Genomic DNA, 17270 nt, shown 5'->3' with positions numbered 1-17270 from the left:
CGCCGGCGAGGCGGTGACTGTTGCGCCGGGCGAAGCGGATCCCGCCAGAGAGGACCTCGTTTGTTCGCAAGGTCCTGACCTGGGCCTCACGTGCGGGGTGGTCGGGGCGGTAAGCGTGCACGATGTCCTGCCAGCGCACCACTGGCCATGCCTGTACGTGGAGAGCTGGAGTTTCCATCACCGTCTCGATCCGTCGAAACAACGCTTCGTCCTGACCAGCGTAAATCTGTCAGCATGCACTGTCAACCACTGATGTCAAGCACTGAAGGTCGCAATAGGCCTACCTCGCGACTTCCAGCCACGGACACAGTCCACAACTGTGGAGTGCCTGTCAGCGCAGGGCCTCAGGACGGATACCGATGGCTGTCAGGAGTCCTTGCTGGGGCGGGTCGAGCTGATCCCACAGGACGGTCTGTTTGCATGCCCAGCGTTGAAGCCCGGGTGAGATGGGTTGCCCGGCGACTCGGGTGGTGCGGTATTGGTGGTACTGCTGCTGCCAGGTGAAGAGCCAGGGCGGGTTCCACCACGGGTCCAGGCCGGCCAGGACCCGGGCTTGAGGCGACGTGCCGCTCTTTTTGCGGGCGCGTTGGCGGTGTTCGGCCAGCCAGTACCCGATCGGGAACCCTTCGTGTTCCTCGCTCGAGCGGGCAGCGAGGTGTCCGTACCGGGCCGTGTACGAGCGGGCATGCGCGACGTCGGTGTCGAAGCGCGGAGTGGTGGTCAGTCGGCGGGAGTCACGCGGGCCGACCCGCGTCCGTACCGCTTCGAGGGTGATGCCGATAGCGGCGAGGAGGTGCTGCTGTTCGGGGTGGAGGCTGTCGTAGAGGGTGCACTGTCGCTTGACCCAGATACCCAGAGCGTCCTTCCCGACGGGAAGACCGCCCACGGTGTCGGCTCCACGGCCGGCACGCATGCAGTCGCGGGCGCGGTAGTAGTTGCGCTGCCAGTGCAGGTCCCACGGCGGGTTCCACCACGGATCGATCGCGGCCAGCTGTCCGAGGTGCGGCGAGGCGGGCTTGCCTTTTCGAGCGCGCTGCTTGGCGCGGTTGCGCTGGCTGAACAGCCACATTCCGAGCGTGAATCCGCTCTGCCGTGTATCGCGTGGAACGGCCAGGTGTCCGTGGATGGCGGCCCAGGCCCGGGCGTGCACCAGCGCGCTTTCGAACCGGGCGCGGTGGTCGGGGCGCTGTCCGACCCGGGGAACTCCCAGCGGCCTGTGCAGTGCGGCTGCAGGAAGGCCTCCCACCGCTTCCGCACCTTCCGCGTCGCCTTGTGGGCCCCCCGGGGCCCACACGGGCGCAACAGACGTACTGGCCGTGGCGGCCGGTGCCTCGGCGATGGCCGTCTCAGGCTTCAGACCGAGCCTCTTGAGGAGATCGTGCTGGCCCGGCAGGAGGAGGTGGTAGCGGCGCTGCTGGATGCGCAGCCACTCCTGCGTCGGCCTGTCCATCAGTAGAAAGCCCGCCACCAACTCCCCGCCTCCCACTTGCTGGAGCTGCTGGCACGCGTGCTCGTAGGAACGCTGCCAGCACAAGTGCCAGGGCGGCCGCCACCACGGGTCGATCCGTGTCAAAGCCTCGGCACGGCCTGGCGACAGCACTCCGCGCCCCATCTGACCGCGCCTGTCGGAAAGCCACCTGCCCAATGGGTAGTCCTCATGCACGGTGCTGATCCCGATTGCCGCCAAGCTTCCGTGCTCCAGAGCCCAGGCCCGGGCATGGGCGAGCGCCTCCTGCTCCCCGAAACGCTGACTGCGACGCCGGGGCCGGGCGTCCCGAGCCGCCGCGGCATCGATGCCCAGCCGTGCAAGAAGCCGTTGCTGCTCAGGATGCAGATCCGGATACCGGGTGCACTGCAGGTACAGCCACTCGCCCAGGCTGAGGCCGGTACCGGGAAATCCTCCCCTCGCATCCATCGGGCCCTGTTCCGCGACGTGGCACCTGGCCTGGTGGTAGGTGCGCTGCCACAGGGTCGGCCACGGCGTGTCCCAGTACGGGTCCAGTGCACGCAGCGCGGCGCCGCGCCAGGCAAGCATCCCCAGACGGAGCATGCGCTGGTTGCTCATCCACGTCCCCAGAGGAAAGCCGTCCTGGAGCGTGTCCGCCCGTGTGGCCAGATGCCCCCGCGCAGCCGCGTAGGCCCGGGCACGAGTCAGGCCCGCTTCGAAGGCCCCATCGGCCTGGCGGCTGTGCCCGCGCCGCCGTTTGAGGGCCGGAGCCTCTGCGGCTTCACCGCCGGCCACCTCCTGCAGGTGCTGGGCGAGTTCGTCAGCCAAGGGACGAGGCCTGTGCGCGGGATGGACCTTCCACAGCAACCGCTGCCCGTCGCCATCAGGCGCTTCCGCCGCTTTGCTGCACTTGTGTGCCCAGGCGAACAGCGGTCCGTCCATGCACGTTGTCAGGCGATCAGTGAGCCAAGGCCGCCGCAGACAGCGCACCAGCTCACTGATGAGCACGGGGAGGTCGCCCAGGCAGAAAGGGAGGTGGCCGCGCACCTGGGTTGCGATACGGCGCCTCATCGTCTGGTCTACCAACATCCCGGCAACGGCCACCGTCTCCGGATAGGTGACCAAGCCGCGGGCCAGGACTCGCCACCGCCCGGGCTCTTCACCCTCGGGAACGGTCGCACACAGCCTTGCCGGCCACAGAGTTTCTTCCGGCCACTTCTGCGCCCACCACCAGGCTGTGACCGCTTCCGCAACCTCGAACGCCGAACCAGCGACGGGGGAACGGCGCAGCAGCCTGCGGTGATCCGCCTGCGCCTGGACCACTTCCGGGCATCCGGCCAACCCGATGACACGGCCCCCGCCGCCAGGCACGCTCATCAGCCAGCATCGGTGGCGTGGGCAGACTCGCTGGTGCGCCGCCAGGTACACCCGGGCTGGTGCAACGCGACCGGTCCGCGCAGCCACACAGCCCGGGCACGCCGGACCCCAGGCAGCAACCGTCTCCACCCCGTTGTGGAGCCGCGCCGTCGGGCTCTCCTTCGAGGGGCCCAGCGGCCCCTCCCGCGCCCAGGCCGGCAACGCACGGCGTAAGCCCACCTGCGGCACACGACACAATGCTGCGACCCGGTCCCGGGCCGCAGCGTTCAAGAACACCTCACTGTCGCCCTGTAGAGCCCCGACGACGTCCTGCTGACCAGCCACTTCGGTAACCGACGACAGCAGACTCCCCACCGTCAGGCTGTACCCGTCCGCGATCCGCCCCAGGAACGACAGCGTCATCTCACCCTGCAGAGGAGCCACCCGAAAGGCACCCGCGGCCAGCAACAGCTTCCCCACCCATCCCGTCGCTTGTGACACCTATCGTGCTTCGGCTCATCTCAACAAGCAGGTGCCGGGCCCGTCGGCCGGTGTCAGGTCAGTAGTCGAGGTCGAGGTAGTCGATGTCGTTGAGGGTGACGTCGGAGAGTCCTGTGGCGCGGCCTCCGCCGTCCTGGAAGTAGATCTCTTTGAATCCTTCGGCGATGATCCCCCGCATCTCCTGGTCGCTGGCGCCTGTGTTGCGGGCGTCGAAGAGGCGTTGTGCGTAGGCCGGCGGGAGGTGCACGGTGAGCCGCCGGAAGCGTCCGTCGTCGGTGGTGCCGACGGGTGCGGTGTAGCCGAAGCGGGCCCTTGTCTCCACGGTGATGCCGCCGGAGGTCGCGGCCTGCTTCTGCCGGCGTTTGCGCACCTGGGGCTGCCACCGCTGCCGTACCGCGTCGTCGAGTTTCGCGGCGACGTCGGCGCGGGCGTGCTTGCGGGCGCCGCGCCGGTAGCGGTTGACGGAGCCGGCGGTGACCCCGAGTTCCTGCGCGACAGCCCTGGCACTGCCCAACTGCCGGAGCAGGTAGCCGATCTGACCCTTCAGTGTCTTCGGCGGCTCACGGGTGAAGGCCTCCCGGTCGGCCCGCTCGATCGCGTCATCGATCTCGCCCACCGGTTACTCTCCTTCGTCCAGGACGGCGTCGCCGCCCTTGATGTGGCGGGCCGGGTTGAGGCCCTTCTCCATCAGGTCGACCGCCCACAGCATCGACTGCACGCCCTCCAGCTTCGCCAGGCCCGGCGTGGGCCCGAGACGGAACCCGCCGGGCTGCGGCTTCCCGGATGCCGCGTACGGCAGGAAGTCCAGCGGGCTGTCGCCCGGGCTCGGGTAGACGACGCAGTCGGACAGCACCGCGAGCGGGTACAGGCCCGTCATCCTGACCATGTTGTTGAGCTTGCGGTGCATGTTGACCCGGGCCTTGCTGATGACTGCGGCGCGGATGTCGGGGCGCCAGGTCGGGCGCTGCATGGCCGGCCACGGCTCGCCGTCCTTGTAGTGCTTGCCCTGGGGGCGTTCGCGGAGCTTGCCGACGCCGCCCTTCACGGTCGCCTTGATGGCGCCGAGGACGGCGGCCAGGGCCGGGTCGATCTGCTTGTGCTGCTCCATCGCGGCGAGGAAGGCCCGGTCGTCCAGCTCCTTGGTGACGCCGAGGTCGGCGAGGGTGTCGACGTAGGCGGTCTTGAGGCGGTCGTGCCACGGATCCAGGTAGGCGCCGGTCTCGCGCCGCAGGTACGCCTCGATCGGGTGGACGTCGTGCCCGAGTTCCTGGGCGTAGGCGACGGTGTGCGTCTGGTACCAGGCAGGTCCCGTCGGACGGGTGCCGTCCGGGGTGAACGGGCTGGGAAGGCGCGGGTCCAGCTCGATATGGGACAGGTCGACCAGCCAGGAGCCGGGGATCTTCGGGTTGAACTTCGGGGCGTGGAAGTGGTCGGGGGCGGAGAGGCCGACGACCAGGCGGGCCGCGGCGGCGAGGAAGGCGGTGTTGAGGTCCAGGCCGACCGCGAAGGGCAGCGTGCACTCCTCATCACTGAGCAGGTCCACCGAGCGCACCCACTGGTACGCCTCTTCGCTGAGGAATCCGCCGGTCCAGCCGCTGTTTACGACGACGGGGTGTTCGGGGGTGGCTTCCGGTGGCGCCGGGTCCATCGGCTCTACGCCGAGGGAGCCCGCGTTGTAGCCGGACACCCAGTTCCCGGTTGCCGGGTCCTGCACTGCCTTCGTCGGCGGGCGCAGCGCCGTCATCAGCTCCAGCCCGGACACGGCGGTGGAGCCGCGCGGGGTGATGACCCGCTGGGCGTACACACCCAGGACGCGGGCGATGTCGGCCGCCTCCAACTCGGAGACGCCGGGCCAGGACCGCTGAGGCCGAGCTCCACCAAAGTGTGCCGGTGGGCCTGTTCGAAGCCTGGCTGTCCGGGACGCTGGGACGCCACGCCCGATCAGCGATCCCGCCGCGGCGGCACCGGCAAACGCTGCCCGGTGTGCCACCCGCCGCGCAAAAGCCGCACCCAGCCGTGATCACGGCCCGCGTCTTCTCACCGCGTCACGTCGCCGCCCGCCCCCGCCGAACCGATCGGCGCGGACGGGCCACGTGTGGGTCTCCACCAGCGCCGCTTGTGTTGCTCTCGCCAGCTGCGTAGCCGGTTGTCCACCGAGATTGTGTACGGATGGCGGGGGCCGAATGTCGCCCGGTAGCCGGTGAGGGAATGCTCCAGCAGACCGATGGCGGCTGCCCTATCGCCTTGAGACCAGTGCAGGCGGGCGAGGTTGGCTTGGCCCGTGAGAGTCGCCGGGTGCGCCCAGCCCAACAGCTGTTGCCGCACGGCGACGGTGTCTTCCAGCAGCGCAACGGCGCTGGCGGCCTTCAGACGAGACGCAGTGGGCTGTGGACCTTCAAGAACCAGTGGGTCGTCCTGGTAGGGGAAGTCCTCCTGCAGCACAGCGAAGGCTTCCTTGTGACGATGGTCGTAGAAGCAGACCAAAGCGAGATCACGTCGAGCAATGAGTGTCAGGGGATGCCCGCGACCCAACTGCCGTTCGCTGGTGCCGACCAGTCGCTGCCAGTAGGGGACCGCCGCACCTCGTGCCATCCTGCGCCCGGCCCAGCGCAGGACGTAGTGACCGTCGACCTCCCACAGCAGATCTCCTGCGCACCCGTCGAGGCTGTCGATGTTGGTGAGCAGTGCGGCTGTCGTCTCATGGTCGTACCAGGAGACCTTGTTGCAGAGCTGCGTCAACGCGTCGGCAGCGGTCTTCACCACCTCTGGCACGGCGGCATCAGAGGTGCACTCTCGCACGGCGCGTGCAGTCAGGGCGTGCAGCCGCACCGCCCGGGAGCCGGCCTGCGCGTGATCGGTGAGGAGACCGTAGCGGTGCAGGAGCCGCAGGGCTGCCCGGGCCTCGGCGGGACCGATTGGCGTGGGAACACCGTCTGGGCGAGTGGCGCGCTGAGTGCTGAGGTAGTGGATGACAGCGTCACTGGTCCACAGCGGACGAGGGTGTCCGGCCGGGTCCAGGACGGAGGCCAGACGCATGACTGGAACGGCCAGGCCGACGGGTTCGCTTGCCTGGGCGACATCCAACGAGAGCAGGAGAGCCGCGGCCACCTGCCGCCCGTACCCCTCGGTGTCCGCCGCGCGCGGCAATAGATCGTCCAGGCGCGCGGCACTGTCGTTGAAGCGGCGCAGATACTCCGCACACGCAACGTCCTCGTTGACCATGAAGGCGGCGGCGTGCGACAGCGCCAGCGGCAGGAAACCCAACGTCTCGGCCAGCACGGCGGCCTGTGCGTCCAGGAGATGATCCGCATGTGCCGAGCTGAGCCGCTCTTGCAGATAGGCCTCGGCTTCCTCGGCGCTGTAGGTGTCGATGTCCACCACGGCCCGGCCGCCGCCGGACAGCAGCGCGTCATGGCGGCGAGTCGTCGCCACGACGCGGCCGCACCCGAAAACGGAGGACGGCGGCCACCACGCCTGTATCGCCTCCGGGTCGGTGAGGTCGTCGAGAACGATCAGCCACGAGCGCCGGGTGGTCGCCAGCCACTGAAGGAACAGCCCGGCGTCGGACTCGGCACTCTTGCCGAGAAGACGATCGGAAGCCGCCTCCACGGCGTGCGCGGCGTGCGCATAGCGTGCCAGCACCTGCTCGATGTCGCTGGCGTCGACCCACACCACCAGGTCGACGCCGTCCACCAATGCCTGATGGGCGTAGGCAGCGGCGAGTTGGGTCTTGCCCACGCCCCCGCCGCCGGACAGAACCTGGGCCAGCACCACCGTGGCATGGCCGTCCCTGGCACGATCGATCCGCTCCTGCACGGCAGACCGGGCCTGGAACGCGGACGCCAGCACCGGCACCGAACCCAACCGGATGGGCCAGTCCAACGGCCTGCTCGGCGGCGGAGCGGCCAGCAGCACCTGGCTGACATGGCCGCTGATGGCCACCGCATGGGCGCCCAAGGCGACCGCGTCACCCGACCGTTCCACCCGCACGGCCTCGCCACCCGCCGAGGCCTGACGCCCCGAACCCCGATAGCCGCTCAGCGTATCCCCACCATCCACGGCAGTGGCATCACCGCTCTCACTGACGCTGACGGACGGCACCGCTTCGCCCGTGCCCTCCCGGGCAGCCGACGAACGCCCCTTCCGAATCCGTCTCATCGGCCCTTCCGCCGTCCACCCGCAGCCACGGCAGCCCTAGCCGGTGTAGTCGATGCCGGTGCCAGCACTGCTTCCCTGCCCGCGGGCGACCGCATCCCCGCTCTGCTCAACACGAGCCGCCCCGCTGCCCCCAGCGCCACGACGGCGAATGCCGGTATGGGCTCTCCCACCACCGCTCGCCTCAGCCCGCCCCGTCCGCACGGCGCTGTCCCGCGCCTCGGCGGCCGGCTGGATCCAGGCCCACACCAAAGCACCCACACCCGTGGCAGCCTGTATCGAGGCCCCCACCAACTGCCCGGTATCCGGCCCGTTGAGCAACCAGAAAACCGGAGTCGAAGCGATCACCAACACGGCAGTAACCGTCACCGAAGCTCTCCGCCCACCCGACATGCCCTGCCCTTCCTCTCACAGCGCCGCCACCGCCCAGCAACAGCGCCCACCAACGGCACGCACGAAGTAAGGACGGCTCATGCGATCACGGCAGTTCCCGTCCTCTCCGACCAACAGGATGCCCTCACGGCACAACGGCGGCCCTGGACCGGGCGCCGGCCAAAGGCGCGCCTCGTACCGAACCCGGCAGCGCATGGTGACGCCCTGTCACTCGGGATCCCCGGCCCACGGTACGCCGTACGGAGGGCCGAAGGTGAAGGCGATCATCAGAGGCCTCGGCGGCCTGTACCTGATGTGTCCGCTGCCAGGCTGCGTATCAACTCCCTTTGCCTGTCGTGTAGATGCTGCCATGAGGCCTGTTGCTCGTGCAGCCACTGCCGGGTCTGGTCCTCGTCTGGTCTGCCGGGCCACCACACCACGCCGTCGGGCAGGCCGTGGAGGTGATGGCGGGCGGCCCAGTAGTACCGCTGCCAGTCCAGTGTCCAGGGCGGGTTCCACCAGGTGTCCAGGGCCGTGAGCTGCCGGCCGAGACGCGTGGGCGGGGTGGCGGCGCGCTGGCGGTGGCGCACTTGGTTGAGCCACTTGCCCAGGGCGAACCCGTCGTGGGTGGTGGGCTGGGAGACGGCCAGGTGGCCGTGGCGGGCGGTGTAGGCGCGAGCAGCCTCCAGGCCGTGCATCACGCTGCGGCGTCGCGCGGGCCAGGCGTGGAAGCGGTCGATCTCGGCGGGTGTGAGGCCGAGCTGGTCGAGCAGTTGCTGTTGTTCCGCGGCCAGCTGGGAGTAGTCGGCGATCTGGCGGCGCAACCACCGCTCGAGCCAGCGCGGCAGCCCCGCCAGATTGTCACCACCGCTGAGGGGGCCGTGGGCGAGGGTGTGAGCACGGGCGCGGTGCCAGGCCCGCTGCCAGCTGATCGGCCAGGGCGGGTTCCACCACACGTCCAGCTCTGCCAGCATCCGCACGTGCTCAGGCGGCAAGCCGGCAGAAGCGGCGCGCAGATTCGCCAGCCATCGGCCCAGGTCGAACCCATCTTGCGGGGCGTCGGCGTGCGGGACGGCAAGATGCCCGTGCCGGGCCACATACCCGCGCGCGTGACCAAGGCCCTCCCCGAACCGCTCCTCGGATACGGCCTTCAACCCGGCGCCCTGCCCCACACGCCGAGGCACACACAACTCGGCCCGCCACCCAGCCGCCCCGACGTGCCGCCGGACGGCGACTGGGGGAGTAGTAGCCAACAGACGCAGCCCCGCCCCCACTTCGACAGGCTGGTGGGCCGCCTGCACCCACCACATTCCGCTGTGTGTCGAACAGGCAAGCGACGGTGAGCGCAGCTCGCGGGCCAGACCCCTCATCCATGCCTGCAGAGCGCTCGGCCTCTCCGGCCGCTCCACCTCGCCCAGCCAGCCGCGCTCCAGCCGGCTGCCGAGCGCGGTCACGAAACGGCCATGGTGCCGGGACCGGCGCACAAGCGGCCGTTCATCCGTCACCAGCAGCCGCAGGGCCGGATCCACCAATGCGGCCGCCACCACTACCACCTCGGGGAAGACAACCGCGTCCCGCGCGACCAGCCGCCACCACGCCGCTGGCCACTCCGACGCCGCCTCGTTTTTGCGGCTGGTGTCGAGAGTGACGCGCTCAAGGCGCTGACCCCACACCTGCTCCCGCTGCCAGAACGCTTCCTGCTGCCACCACCCGCACACCACCGCCCGTGCCACCGCGAACACATCACCCAGCTCCGCGCCTGCGCGCACCGCCCGCCGGGCCACCCGAGGCCACCGCGCCTGGGCGGCAGCCAGCTCCCGGCACCCGCCCACGTCCAGATACTCCAGGTCGTGACCATCGCCGACGTCCAGCAACCACCGCCCGTGCCGTGCACACACTCGATCCCACCGTTGCCCGTACCGCCATACCCGCTGCACCCGGCCGCTGCGCCGGGCGGCACACAGCCGGCAGCCGAAAGAAACCGGCCCCCATGCCTGGGCTCCCACCCGCCACCGTGCCCATCCCCGGTCCGCACGCGCCCGCTCACCGAAGGACGCCGGCCCGGCTGTCCATGACGGCAATGCCCGCGCCAGATGCATCACCGGGAATCCGGCCCACGCCGCGACCTGTGCCTGGGCCGTGACGTTCAGGAGTACATCGCCGTCCGGACGGCGGCCGCGGCTCTGGGCGACCGGATTCACCCACTGCCACCACCCCCACGCCAGCAGCTCGCCCACCTCGAGGCCATAGCAGACGGCGACACGATGCAGGAACGACCATGTCGTCTCGCCCTGTACCGGCGCTGCGCCGCCCGGAGCGCACCAGGCGCCGAGCTCGTGCTCCTGGAGGCCCATCTAGGTCTGTTCACGGCGACGATGGCCAGGGCATTCGAGTAATTGGCCCAGGTCTGCGGGGCATCCGATCGGCCGTCTGTTGGGGGAGGGCGCACGCAGCCGTGACCGTATGGCGTTTGGCGGCGTTGACCGGGTGGCCGAAGGGACTCGGGTGAGAAATCGGAACTGACTTGGCGTCACCTCTTGCTGCGGGTTCGTCCGGGAGAGCGTACGGACGGCAGGTCATCGCGCGTGTTGTCCGCTTCGAGGGCGTCGGCGGGCATCTGGCGGTAAGAGTGGAGGAGTTCGGCTATGACGGCGGGACGGACCTCGGCCGCCGTCACGAGTGCGGCCAGAACCTGCGAGCGCGACGTCTGTTCCCCGGCCGCGGCTGCGGCCCGGACCAGGATGTCCAGCCTCGTGTCCACGTCCTCCGGCCAGTCGACCAGCGTCTTGCGTCGTGGACACTGCCACAGCAATTCCACACGTCCCCCTCGCTGACACCAATCTATATTGAATATATATTGGGCCCATGGTGACGGTGCTGCAAGAGCGTGTAGAGCAGAGGGTCTTAGACCGCGGCCCTGCGAGGAAGATCCGTGTGGCAGGCCGCACGCTGACGGTGACGCCGGTGTTCGACACCTACTGGCGTTTCGCGGCGGCGCGCCAAAAGGTCTACGAGGCGCGGCTTGCCGGGGGAGCGGGGCCGTTCACGGACGATCCGATCCTGCAGCGGCACCGTTTCACCAACTGCTTCAGGGCTGCCGACCGAGTCAGCCAGGACCTGATCGGCGGCGTGATCTACCGGGGTGAGCAGGCGTGGGAGGAGGTCTTCTTCCGGACCCTGCTGTTCAAGATCTTCAACAAGACCTCGACGTGGCGGCTGCTGAACGGCGCGCTGGGAGAGGTGCGGTGGGACGCCTATGACTACCGGGCCTTTGACCGGGTGCTCTCACAGGCCTTCGCTGCGGGGCAGCGGTTGTACTCGGCCGCCTACATCGTGCCCCCGCCGCAGTTCGGCGAGGAGCGCAAGCATCAGAACCATCTGCGGTTGCTGGAGATGATGATGAAGGCGGACGCGCCGCAGCGGGTGCTGTCCGCGCCGACGCTGCAGGGCGCCTACCAGGTTCTGCTGGGCTTCCCGGCGATCGGGCCGTTCCTGGCCTACCAGTTCGTGATCGACCTCAACTATGCTGCGGCGATGCCGTTTTCGGAGATGGACTTCGTCGTCCCCGGGCCCGGGGCGCGCGACGGGATCCGCAAGTGCTTCGGGCCGGCGGCCGACGGCATCGAGGCGGACGCCATCCGCTACATGGCCGACACCCAGGACGAGCACTTCGCCCGCCTGGGCCTTGCCTTCACGGGACTGCGCGGACGCCCGCTGCAACTGATCGACTGCCAGAACCTGTTCTGCGAGGTCGACAAGTACGCCCGGGTCGCCCACCCGGACATCGCCGGGATCAGCGGCCGCAGCCGCATCAAACAAACCTACCGGCAGCAGGCCGATGCGATGCCGGCCTGGTTCCCGCCCAAGTGGCAGCTCAACGGCCCGCCCGGACACTGAGGTTGCCGTGCACGCCGCCCGGCCGCCTTGCGGCGGCTGCCGTCATGCTGCGAGGCGGCTGGTGCCGGTCAGCAGAGGGCGCAGTTGCGTGACGGGGCCGTCCAGTCGGGCGTGGCCGGCCACCACGGTCAGGGTCCCGCAGGTCAGTTCGGCCTGCTGGGCGATGTAGGCCAGCAGGCGGCCCAGGCCGAGGTAGTTGCCGTAGGCGCGCTCGAACATGAAGTGGCTGCGGTACAGGACTGCGGCGTGCACCCGCCGGTCGCGGTCCAGTTGGAGGGAGATGTGACTCAGGCAGGGGAAGCCGATGTAGCTGTTGTCCTTCCCGGCGGTGTGGACCAGCAGATCCGCGCCAGCCTCCTCCGCGTCCGTGGCTGCGGCTATGTCGATCTCGTAGGCGGCGGCTATCTTGGTGCCCGCGGCCTGGGCCCGCAGGCGGCTGATGACAGTGCCGAGCTGGTCGACGCCGGTCTTTGACGCCGCAGGGTAGGACACCAGGCGGCCGAAGTATGTGCCGCGGTGATTGCCCGGGTACCGCTTGATCAGTGGATACATCCGTCGGTAGCGCGCGGCGAGGTCATCCGGGCCAGCACTCCGTGCCGCCAGGGCCGCGGGGAACAGAGTGCTGGCCACGGTCTCCAGCGGCCACAGCCCGCGAGCGGTGCGCAGCCGGTCCAGTTCGGCGCGGAACATCGGGTCGTCGCTCGTCGGCTCGGCGATGCGCACCACCGTGTGCAGGCCGGTCCGGTCCGGGTTGTCCTTGCGGTCCAGCTTGTTGCAGGCGGCTACCCAGGCCTGGGTGACGTCGCGTTCGGTCACGGTGAAGGTGTGCATCAGTCCTCCTGACACATACGGATGTGGTCCGGGGGGGGGCGGGCTCAGGCGGGCCAGGTCTCGTCGACCCCGGCACGCGGGGCTTCGCGCACCACCGTCAGCCGCAGCGCGGCGTCGTGCGTCGGCACCGCGACCTCGATCAGGCCCTGCTCGCCCGGCGGGAGTTCGTCGGTCACCACGGCGCTCGCCAGCGGCGTCGTACCATCGCTGGTCCACGGCTCCACTCCCTTGGGCAGGACGTCGAAGAGCGCGTTGTCCAAATGCAGCACCAGCACATCACCCGCGTCGGCGTACACCGTCTGCCCCGCGGAGGCTGCTGTGATCACGTGAACCTGGGCCTGCCCGGGTAGCGAGGCCCCGCCCGCCAGTGAACTGCGCAGGTCGGCAGGAGGGATCTTGGACCACTGGCCGGCCCGGCCGGCATCGAGGAGCCGGAGGTTCACCAGGTGGCGTACCGTCCCGGCGTACGACGTACCCAGTTCGCGCGCCACCCGGTAGACGTGCTCGGGACGCGACGGTCGGCCGCCGCAAATCCGCTCCAGGGCTGCCCGCACCGCCGGCAGGGGCATCAGGAACCACGCCGCGAACGCCTCCGCCGTCTTCTCCTCCTCGGGCCAGCTGCCGTTGCCCCAGCGCAGCGCGGGATCGAGCTCCTCATCGGCCGCGGTGCGATGGCCCAGCCGGTGATGCCCCAGCTCATGCGCGGCCGTGTGCCGCTGGGTGACCGCGTTCAGCGAAGCGTTCAGCATCACGGCCGGCCCCTTGTCGGCAGGGGAGAAGTACACGCCAAACAGCCGGGGCATCGGCTGCGCCATCCCGATCACGTCCGCTGCCCCGAGCGCCCGGTGCACGTGGACGTACTGCGTGCGGTCGATGCCGAGGTCGCGGTGCGCCTGGACGGCGGCGATCGAGGCGATCCGGTGTGCCAGGGCCCAGTTCATGCCGTCGGACTCCCGCCCTCGGCGTTCTGATCCTCGCGTTCTGCCGCGCGCCGGAGCGTGAGGTACTCGGCGAACTCCAGTACGGTCCTGGCGTCCCCGTCGGTGAGCTGGGCCAGCGCTCGCGGCAGACCGGCCAGCGAGTATTCGCTGGCGTCCGCGTCCTTCTCCTCGGCCAGGAAATAGGCGACCGGCTGCCGGTACAGGCGCGCCAGCTTCTTCAGCTCCAGACTGTCCACACGCCGCTCGCCGCGCTCGATGTCGCTGATGGCCGAGCGGGGGATGCCGGTGGAGTCCGAGACGAACTGCTGAGACATGTTCAAGTAGTCGCGGGTCTTCTTCAGCCGTTCACCGAGCCGCACCAGCTCGGGATCGCGGTCACGGTTGTCGGAGGGGGGAGGGGTCATGGCTGCTGCCTTTCTTCGATCGCGTCCAGGACCGCCGCGGCGAATGCCCGCACCGACCCGGTCGCCTGGGCCGCTTCCCGGTCTGCAGGTATGGCGACGTGGTAACGCTCCTCGATGCGCGTGAGGATCTCGACCACCAAGAGGGAATCCACGGGCAACTCCAGCCCGCCCTGCTCCAGTTCGGAGCGGAGCTCGCCGGGGGAGACGCCTTCGTACTCGGCGAGGAAGTCGATGACGACCGAGACGATGTCGTCCATGCTCGGTGTGCCTGTGTTCGACAACTCTCCCCAATCGTCTGCATATCCAACGGCGCTGTCGTAGCATACGACATGCTGTCGGGAAAGCCAACGGGGCTGTCCCAAGATCAGACAGGTGTGCGTGTGGACTTCAAGCGCTACCAGCAAGCGGCCATCAAAACCCTCCAACCCCCTGCGGACGGCACCGACCCCGTCCTCGTCCCTCTCCTCGGTCTCGCCGGCGAAGTCGGATCCCTGACCACCGCCTACAAGAAATTTCTGCGCGACGGGCCCGCCTTCGAACAGGGCAAACACCAGTTACGCGAAGAACTCGGCGACGTCCTGTGGTACATCGCTGCTCTCACCCACCGCTTCGGACTCGACCTCGACGATGTAGCCGCCGCCAACCTGGAGAAGGTCAAAGACCGCTGGCGCACCACCCCTCAAGAGGAGCACGCCCCCTTCGACGTCGGCTTCCCCGCCCACGAACAGCTGCCTCGGCAGACCACACTCACCTTTACGCCCACCAAGGCCGACGACGGCCGCACCGTCATCGTCCTCACCCGCGAAGACGGAACCCCTGCCGGTGACCCGCTCACCAGCGCCTCCCACGTCGAAGACGGCTACCGCTTCCACGACATCTTCCACCTCGCCCACGCCACGGTGCTGGGCTGGTCCCCCGTGACCCGCTTCCTGCTTGGCCGCAAACGCAAAAGCGACCCCCGCGCCGACGAAGCCGAAGACGGCGGCCGAGCCATCGCCATCGAAGAAGGCATCTCCGCCCTTGTCTTCTCCTACGCCGCCCGCCACCGCTACCTCGCCGACATCAAGCACATCGACCAGGAACTCCTCGCCACCATCGGCCACATGACCGCCCACCTCGAGGTCAGCATCTGCCGCGCCGCAGACTGGGAGCGCGCCATCCTCACCGGCTACACTGCCTGGCGCCAGCTGCGCGACCACGACGGCGGCACCGTCCACCTCGACCTCGACCAGCGCACCCTCACCGTCACCCAGCCCTGACAGCTGTGCCGTTGGGGACACTCCTGCCCGGGATGTTCCCCAACGCCCGCAACGGCTGCGCCCGTCCGCACTGCGCTCAGACGGACCTCGCAGGCGGCGGCGTTCAAAGCGGGCAGCGGGCGGAAACGGCGCCGGCGGGCACGATGAGGGCTTGCGCGATCCCCACGACCGGCATGCGACCCCCGCCGCAACTGGCCGGCCTGCTGCGGGCGGTCGAACCGGGCTGGCATCCGCAGCTGCTTACCCACGTCCCCGACTACCGGGTGAAGGAGGACCTGAAGGAGAAGTTCGGCACCGCACGCATCCGCATTGCCCTCACGCCGGCCGCACGTCATCCCAGGCGCAGGCCCTTGTCGCCTCAGCCGAGCAGCAGCCCGCCGCCACCGGCGAGTTCAGCGGAACCTCGGAAGCGCTGGAGCCCCAAGATCCCACGGGGACAGGGCACGCAGTTGGGGGAGACGGCGTACGACTGCTGCCGCCGGGTGGTCCGGCCACACCATGACCGCCAATGGGTCGTGCACTGCCGACCGCACGGACACGGCTAGGACTCTTCGCCCGGATCGAACGCGGACCAGTCGATCCTGCCGATGACCCAGGCCGGCACGGACCACACCCCGTGGTTGCCCGGAAGACCAGCTGCGGAGACCGATACCTGGTACGCCTCGGGGCCCTGGAATCCGTCCCGGCTGCCGCCCCACCACGAGTCCGGGTCGTACGTGCACGCCACATGGACCTGCCCCTTCAGGTCGGGGCCGTCCCCGGACGGGGCGATCCGCAGAGCCACCGTCAGCTCCCAGCTGTCGCTGTCACGCTTGATGTCCGCAGTGACCGTGGCTGGGACTCCGCGGATCTTCGCGCTCAGGTCCGCGCTTTGATCCCAGGCGATGTCGGCGTCGAGGCCGAGACCGGGAACGCAGGTGAGTGCCTCGGCCAGGGCGCCCAGTGCGTCGTCGCCATCATCAAAGGCCCGCTCGACGAGCGTGGCGGTGGCATCCGCCTCCGCCGCTACGGCTGTGATCGCCCCGTCCGTGAAGCGGAAGCTGAGCTGAGCCCGGACCAGAACGTTGTCGTAGGGGACGACGGAGACTTCCGGGTCACCGCCGGCGTCCAACGGCCGGACCGTTACTTCGCCTTCGGCGAGCAGGAAGACTGTGGCGTAGGCGACGTCATGCCTGGCGGAACCGAGCTCGTCGGGGCGTGCCCGATGGGGCTTGTCCTCCGGCACCAGAGAGTCATCCGGCACGTTGTGCTCGACGCTGACGCCTTGAATCCCTGCGAGAGCAACGAGCCTCGTCACGCTGGGGCCGTAGATGTTGAGACTTGGGCCAGTAACAGCGATCTCTCGTCGGACCACGGAGTCCAGCCCGCTGACACGGCCGATGTCGAACCCCGCGCCCGCGCTCTCGCCGTCGAGGTTGTCGGTCGGCAGCCGGTTGAGGAGGTAGCGCACGATGGCTGCCTGAGCATGTCCGTCGTCGACGGTGACATCGAACAGCGTCGGCCGCAGCTTCTCCCTGCTCAGGATCAGTGGCACCGGCTGGCACCACGCCTCGAAGGCTCTCCTCACGTCACCGTCTGAGGAGATGATCACGATCTCCTCGGGAGATACTCGGGTGAGCACGTCGCGCAGCCAGGCGCTGTCACTCGCCCCGGTCTTGACGTCACCCTTGGCCTTGGCAGGTGCTTGCAGGAGAACCTGGTCCTTCAGCGCCGCGGCGGCGCTGTCTCCCGACAACTCGATGACCTTTACATGCGGGATCGCGTTCAGGTTGGCCAGCACGGTGTCGATCACGGTGCCGCGGCTGCTGTAGTGCGTCATGGGGATGTCTACTTGGAGGCCGGCTCGCTTCATCCCCTCGCGTTCTTGCCGTGCGGCATTCTTGACGGTCTGCCAGTCGCGGGCCACATGCTCAGCCCATTCCCAGGAAACAGGTTCGGGTACCCAGGTCTCAATGCCGATCACGGCAAGGCGGCCGGCGAGCCTGGTGAGGTGCTCGAAATCGGGACGGGCCTTGCCGTAGGCGTTGGTGTCGAAGACAACGGCCTTAACTGATCGTTTCAGAATGCTGTCCTGCGGAGACGCTGGCGGCCCCATGGAACAATCTCT

At 69.1% G+C, this 17270-nt stretch carries 12 protein-coding genes and 1 pseudogene; 2 read left to right on the top strand and 11 right to left on the bottom strand.

Annotation, left to right across the window (positions count from 1 at the left end; translation table 11 throughout):
• Positions 1-331: 331 nt before the first annotated feature.
• The 6 genes and pseudogenes from IEY89_RS36250 to IEY89_RS36225 form a co-directional block, all read right to left on the bottom strand.
• On the bottom strand, positions 332-3247 hold the full coding sequence (locus tag IEY89_RS36250) for a Helicase associated domain protein (RefSeq protein ID WP_268240788.1): 2916 nt from the start codon (positions 3245-3247) through the stop codon (positions 332-334).
• A gap of 115 nt (positions 3248-3362) precedes the next feature.
• Positions 3363-3920, bottom strand: a complete 558-nt coding sequence (tpg, locus tag IEY89_RS36245; protein ID WP_189151798.1) for a telomere-protecting terminal protein Tpg — start codon at positions 3918-3920, stop codon at positions 3363-3365.
• A gap of 3 nt (positions 3921-3923) precedes the next feature.
• Positions 3924-5177: pseudogene (gene tap, locus IEY89_RS36240) on the bottom strand (telomere-associated protein Tap); the annotation flags it as partial.
• Positions 5178-5341: 164 nt separating this feature from the next.
• Entirely contained in the window at positions 5342-7462 is a 2121-nt protein-coding gene (locus IEY89_RS36235; protein WP_189151797.1) for a tetratricopeptide repeat protein, read from the bottom strand.
• Positions 7463-8118: 656 nt separating this feature from the next.
• Positions 8119-10185, bottom strand: coding sequence for a helicase associated domain-containing protein (locus tag IEY89_RS36230; protein ID WP_189151796.1), 2067 nt, complete (start codon positions 10183-10185; stop codon positions 8119-8121).
• A 176-nt stretch (positions 10186-10361) separates the two neighbouring features.
• On the bottom strand, positions 10362-10649 hold the full coding sequence (locus tag IEY89_RS36225; protein WP_189151795.1) for a hypothetical protein: 288 nt from the start codon (positions 10647-10649) through the stop codon (positions 10362-10364).
• 47 nt (positions 10650-10696) lie between these two features.
• On the opposite strand from IEY89_RS36225, the gene IEY89_RS36220 reads away from it, so the two are divergent.
• The gene (locus IEY89_RS36220; protein WP_229695617.1) at positions 10697-11728 is read left to right on the top strand and encodes a nucleotide kinase domain-containing protein; all 1032 of its coding nucleotides are present in this window, start codon (positions 10697-10699) and stop codon (positions 11726-11728) included.
• A 42-nt stretch (positions 11729-11770) separates the two neighbouring features.
• Here IEY89_RS36220 and IEY89_RS36215 read toward each other — a convergent pair whose 3' ends face one another.
• Genes IEY89_RS36215 through IEY89_RS36200 form a run of 4 tightly spaced genes read right to left on the bottom strand, consistent with a single transcriptional unit; the run spans position 11771 to position 14161 of the window.
• Positions 11771-12559, bottom strand: coding sequence for a thymidylate synthase family protein (locus IEY89_RS36215; protein ID WP_229695616.1), 789 nt, complete (start codon positions 12557-12559; stop codon positions 11771-11773).
• 44 nt (positions 12560-12603) lie between these two features.
• Positions 12604-13500, bottom strand: a complete 897-nt coding sequence (locus IEY89_RS36210) for an ImmA/IrrE family metallo-endopeptidase (RefSeq protein WP_189151793.1) — start codon at positions 13498-13500, stop codon at positions 12604-12606.
• Positions 13497-13904: a helix-turn-helix domain-containing protein gene (locus IEY89_RS36205; protein ID WP_189151792.1), complete on the bottom strand. Its 408-nt coding sequence runs from the start codon at positions 13902-13904 to the stop codon at positions 13497-13499. The genes IEY89_RS36210 and IEY89_RS36205 overlap by 4 nt, the downstream gene beginning before the upstream one ends.
• Positions 13901-14161, bottom strand: coding sequence for an acyl carrier protein (locus IEY89_RS36200; protein WP_189151791.1), 261 nt, complete (start codon positions 14159-14161; stop codon positions 13901-13903). The genes IEY89_RS36205 and IEY89_RS36200 overlap by 4 nt, the downstream gene beginning before the upstream one ends.
• A gap of 123 nt (positions 14162-14284) precedes the next feature.
• Between IEY89_RS36200 and IEY89_RS36195 the strand changes: the two genes are divergently transcribed.
• Entirely contained in the window at positions 14285-15163 is an 879-nt protein-coding gene (locus IEY89_RS36195) for a nucleoside triphosphate pyrophosphohydrolase family protein (RefSeq protein WP_229695615.1), read from the top strand.
• Between the two features lie 541 nt (positions 15164-15704).
• Here the strand turns inward: IEY89_RS36195 and IEY89_RS36190 are convergent.
• On the bottom strand, positions 15705-17270 hold a 1566-nt coding region (locus IEY89_RS36190; RefSeq protein WP_308437480.1), incomplete at its 5' end, for a hypothetical protein.

The organism is Streptomyces lacrimifluminis, assembly GCF_014646095.1.
GTDB lineage: Bacteria > Actinomycetota > Actinomycetes > Streptomycetales > Streptomycetaceae > Streptomyces > Streptomyces lacrimifluminis.
The sequence above is the reverse complement of the archived record's forward strand: the minus strand, read 5'-3'. Positions and strand labels throughout refer to the sequence as shown.

Bases quoted from the DNA above. Each gene is read 5' to 3' on its own strand.
- IEY89_RS36235 (WP_189151797.1), bottom strand. From the start codon at position 7,462: ATGAGACGGATTCGGAAGGGGCGTTCGTCGGCTGCCCGGGAGGGCACG.
- IEY89_RS36230 (WP_189151796.1), bottom strand. From the start codon at position 10,185: ATGGGCCTCCAGGAGCACGAGCTCGGCGCCTGGTGCGCTCCGGGCGGC.
- IEY89_RS36220 (WP_229695617.1), top strand. From the start codon at position 10,697: ATGGTGACGGTGCTGCAAGAGCGTGTAGAGCAGAGGGTCTTAGACCGC.
- IEY89_RS36215 (WP_229695616.1), bottom strand. From the start codon at position 12,559: ATGCACACCTTCACCGTGACCGAACGCGACGTCACCCAGGCCTGGGTA.
- IEY89_RS36210 (WP_189151793.1), bottom strand. From the start codon at position 13,500: ATGAACTGGGCCCTGGCACACCGGATCGCCTCGATCGCCGCCGTCCAG.
- IEY89_RS36205 (WP_189151792.1), bottom strand. From the start codon at position 13,904: ATGACCCCTCCCCCCTCCGACAACCGTGACCGCGATCCCGAGCTGGTG.
- IEY89_RS36200 (WP_189151791.1), bottom strand. From the start codon at position 14,161: ATGGACGACATCGTCTCGGTCGTCATCGACTTCCTCGCCGAGTACGAA.